General features: G+C 70.9%; 4 protein-coding genes. 2 read left to right on the top strand and 2 right to left on the bottom strand.

Going from position 1 to position 4,028, the window contains the following annotated elements; genetic code table 11:
- Window positions 1-195 precede the first annotated feature (195 nt).
- Window positions 196-1,230, bottom strand: coding sequence for an aspartate-semialdehyde dehydrogenase (locus ACFE8Y_RS20400; protein WP_375466198.1), 1,035 nt, complete (start codon window positions 1,228-1,230; stop codon window positions 196-198).
- A 318-nt stretch (window positions 1,231-1,548) separates the two neighbouring features.
- On the opposite strand from ACFE8Y_RS20400, the gene ACFE8Y_RS20395 reads away from it, so the two are divergent.
- On the top strand, window positions 1,549-2,397 hold the full coding sequence (locus ACFE8Y_RS20395; RefSeq protein ID WP_375466197.1) for a hypothetical protein: 849 nt from the start codon (window positions 1,549-1,551) through the stop codon (window positions 2,395-2,397).
- 132 nt (window positions 2,398-2,529) lie between these two features.
- Entirely contained in the window at window positions 2,530-2,934 is a 405-nt protein-coding gene (locus ACFE8Y_RS20390; RefSeq protein WP_375466196.1) for a hypothetical protein, read from the top strand.
- 67 nt (window positions 2,935-3,001) lie between these two features.
- Here the strand turns inward: ACFE8Y_RS20390 and leuB are convergent.
- On the bottom strand, window positions 3,002-4,028 hold a 1,027-nt coding region (leuB, locus tag ACFE8Y_RS20385; RefSeq protein ID WP_375466195.1), incomplete at its 5' end, for a 3-isopropylmalate dehydrogenase.

The raw sequence follows: 4,028 nt of genomic DNA, 5'->3' as shown, positions 1-4,028 counted from the left end.
CTGGCGTCGACGCCGCCAGACCTGCACCCAACGCAAGAAGATGAACCGCTCTCATGCGCCTGACCCTCGCACCGCCGCCCGGACCGGCGTCGAATCGGGAAGGGCGCCGTCGCGCCACCGAGACGACGCCTTGTCCCGGATCGCCCGGTCCGACCGTCCCCCCGGATCGCGCGCGCGGGACCCTCGTGAGGACGATCAGGCCGCGCGCTTGGCCCGGCCGAGCAGCTTGCGGTTGATCAGCAGCTCAGCGATCTGCACCGTGTTCAGCGCCGCCCCTTTTCGCAGGTTGTCCGAGACGCACCAGAAGTTCAGGCCGTTCTCCACCGTCGCGTCCTCGCGGATGCGCGAGACGTAGGTCGCGTCCTCGCCGGCCGCCTCGTGCGGGGTCATGTAGCCGCCGTCCTCGCGCTTGTCGATCACGAGGATGCCCGGCGCCGAGCGCAGGATCGCGGTGGCCTGCTCCGGGCTGATCGGGTGCTCGAACTCGACGTTGACCGCCTCGGCGTGCCCGATGAACACCGGCACGCGCACGGCGGTGGCGGTGAGCTTGATCTTCGGGTCGAGCATCTTCTTGGTCTCGGCGACCAGCTTCCACTCCTCCTTGGTGTAGCCGTCCTCCATGAACACGTCGATGTGCGGGATGACGTTGAAGGCGATGCGCTTGGTGAATTTTTCGGATTTCACCTCGCCCGCCGTGAACACCGCGCGGGTCTGGTTGAACAGCTCGTCCATCGCCTCCTTGCCGGCGCCGGAGACCGACTGGTAGGTCGCGATCACCACCCGCTTGATCCTGGCAGCGTCGTGCAGGGGCTTCAGGGCGACGACGAGCTGGGCGGTCGAGCAGTTCGGGTTGGCGATGATGTTGCGCTTGGAGAAGCCCACCACCGCGTCGGCGTTCACCTCGGGCACGATCAGCGGCACGTCCGAATCGTAGCGGAACGCCGACGAGTTATCGATGACGACGCAGCCCTGCGCGCCGATGCGGGGCGACCATTCCTTCGAGGTCTCGCCGCCGGCCGACATCAGGCAGATGTCGGTGTCGGAGAAGTCGTGGGCGTCGAGCGCTTTGACCTTGAGGATCTTGTCGCCGAAGGAGACCTCCTGGCCCTGGCTGCGGCGCGAGGCCAGCGCCACGACCTCGTCGGCGGGGAACGCCCGCTCGGCCAGGATGTCCAGCATCTCGCGGCCCACGTTCCCCGTGGCGCCGACGATGGCGACCTTGTAGCCCATCTCAGAAGACTCCGCTTGGCCCGGTGCGTCCCGGCGCCCGTTCGCGCTCCGCCGGCCGGACGCGGGCCGGGGCGCCTCCGGGCGTGAACCATCCGCGCCCCGTGCCGAGAAGGTGGGGTCTCAGGAAGCGGGAGCAAGGCGCCGGGTGACGGAACCTGTCAAGCGCTGCCGTCTCGCGGATGCCTGCCGAGAAGGTTCGGTTCACCTTGGCAGCGAGAAAGACCGCGACGCGGCAGGTCCCGAAACCCGGTGAGAGGCGGTGGGGATCGATGATGTTGGCGATGCGGGGGGGATTCCCCCGAAGCGCGATCGAATCCGATGGTCAGAGACCGAGATGTCCACGAGCCCGACCTTGCCTCGGAAGCCCGCCCGCCGCGGCGGCTATGGGTGCTCGCGCTCGCCGGCCGCATCCTCGGCTGCGCCGCGCTGATCGGGACGTTGAGCCTGCTGTCCCGCGAGACGATGCGCGCCCACCCGCCCGTACCGGCGCCGATGCCCGGCTCCGGCCTCGGCATCGCGTTCGTGCCCTCGGCCCCGCCGCCGGCGCGTCCGGCCGCGCCGATCCCGGTGAGCGGACGTCTGCGCCTCGATACGGGGGATGCCGAGCCGGTGCGCGTCGAGCCCGCGGGCGGTCCCAACGCGGACACGATCAGCCGTGGCGATTTCCCGTCGATCGAGGCGGCGCACCTGCGCCTGACGTTGACGCGGGCCGCCGCGGCGGCGACGCCGAGCCTGTTCGTGACGCTCGTCCGCCGGGCTGCGGAGGGATCGCTGTCCGTCGTCCGCACCGGCGCGCGCGGGCGGATCGCGACCAAGTTCGGCGCGATGGAGACCCTGGAGGCGACGCTCGCCGGCCCGCCCCGCCGGGTCTGCACGGGCTTTTCCAGCGTCGAAGCCCTGCCGATCCGCCTCGACGGCTGGCTCTGCGCGCCGCTCGGCCAGCCGCCCGAGCCGCGCACGCTCGCCTGCACCCTCGACGGACTGTCCCTCGACGACCGCACCGACCAAGCGATGCAGGCGGTGTTCGCGCAGGCCGAGCGCCGACGCGATCCGACCTGCGCGTCGGCCCGCACGATCTCCGCGAGCGACCCCGCGGGCCGGACCGGGTCGATCGGCCGGCGGCGGTTATCCGCGAGACACCCGGCCGGCGGCGAAATGCGGCCATAATACGGCAAAGCGCGCAAGCTGAGCCGAGAGGTCGGAACTACGGCCGCGCCCGGGCGTCTCCTCCCCAGAAGGCACCGGGGATTCTTAATCTCTGAATGCCACACACGATCCCGCATTCAACCAAGGTGCGTCATGCGCTCGCTCAAGATCGCCCTGCTGGGCGCCCTCGCTATCTCGGGTCTCGGATTCGCCGGCACCGCTGAGGCCCAGGACGGGTTCGGCCCCGGCTACCGCGTCAGCCGCCCGCTGCCGATCCGCATCCGCCCGCGGAGCTGGCTCGATGCCGGCAACGTCGTCGAGCCGGGCAATGGTTCGGTCAGCAACCCCGCCACCAATCCGGTGCTGATCGCGCAGTCGAACATCCTGAGCCCGCCCTACGGCCGCAGCGACCGCTACGGCGCCGGCATCCTGCCCGATCCGATCACCAACGGACCGTTCATCGGCTCGCGCTCCGGCGCGATCCGCAACATCGACTTCTCGGGCATCGACCGGATCGATCCGACTTCCTACGCCTCCCGCTACGGCAACCCGTACTGAGAGCGCCCAGCCATCGCACTTCGACCGGGGCGCGCAGGGAAACCTGCGCGCCCTCTTCGTTGGCGGGTCAGGCGGCGCTCGCGCGCAGGGCGGCGGCGATCCGCTCCGCCATGTCGCGGGTGCCGATCGGCGCGGCGCCCTCGCCCGCGATGTCCGCGGTGCGCGCGCCGCCGGCAAGCGTCGCGGTGATCGCGCCGTCGACAAGGTCGGCGACTTCGCCCAAGCCGAACGAGTAGCGCAGGCACATGGCGAGCGAGCCGATCATCGCGATCGGGTTGGCCTTGTCCTGGCCGGCGATGTCGGGGGCCGAGCCGTGCACCGGCTCGTACAGCGCCTTGCGGGTGCCGCGCGCGTCGAGCGCGCCCAGCGAGGCCGAGGGCAGCATGCCGAGCGAGCCGGTCAGCATCGCGGCGACGTCCGACAGCACGTCGCCGAACAGGTTATCGGTCACCAGCACGTCGAACTGCTTGGGCCGGCGCACAAGCTGCATGGCGCAGTTGTCGGCGAGCACGTGCTCCAGTTCGATGCCGGCGTAGTGCTCGGCGTGCACCCGCGTCACGACCTCCTTCCACAGGACGCCGGACTTCATCACGTTGTGCTTCTCGGCCGATGCCACCCGGCCGCCGCGCTTGCCGGCCAGATCGAAGGCGACGTGGGCGATCCGCTCGATCTCGCCCGTGGTGTAGACCTGCGTGTCGACGGCCCGCTTCGTGCCGTCCGGCAAAATCGTGATCGCCTTCGGCTCGCCGAAGTACACGCCGCCGGTGAGCTCGCGCACGATCATGATGTCGAGGCCCTCGACCAGCTCGCGCTTGAGCGCCGAGGCGTCGGCGAGCGCCGGGTAGCAGATCGCGGGCCGGAGGTTGGCGAACAGGCCGAGGTCCTTGCGCAGGCGCAGCAGCCCGGCCTCGGGGCGGATCTCGTAGGCGACCCCATTCCACTTCGGGCCGCCGACGGCGCCGAGCAGGATCGCGTCGGCCGCGTCGGCCCTGGCCAGCGTCGCGTCCGACAGCGGCTTGCCGTGCGCGTCGATCGCCGCGCCGCCGACGCGGTCGGTCTCGGTCTCGAAGCGGGCGAGCCCGGTCTCGGCGAGC

Source organism: uncultured Methylobacterium sp. (assembly GCF_964242245.1).
GTDB lineage: Bacteria > Pseudomonadota > Alphaproteobacteria > Rhizobiales > Beijerinckiaceae > Methylobacterium.
Note: the sequence above shows the minus strand (reverse complement) of the source record. Positions and strands in the feature narration are given on the sequence as shown.

What these genes read in the sequence shown, in the direction of transcription:
- ACFE8Y_RS20400 (WP_375466198.1), bottom strand. Translation starts at nt 1,230, where the DNA reads ATGGGCTACAAGGTCGCCATCGTCGGCGCCACGGGGAACGTGGGCCGC.
- ACFE8Y_RS20395 (WP_375466197.1), top strand. Translation starts at nt 1,549, where the DNA reads ATGGTCAGAGACCGAGATGTCCACGAGCCCGACCTTGCCTCGGAAGCC.
- ACFE8Y_RS20390 (WP_375466196.1), top strand. Translation starts at nt 2,530, where the DNA reads ATGCGCTCGCTCAAGATCGCCCTGCTGGGCGCCCTCGCTATCTCGGGT.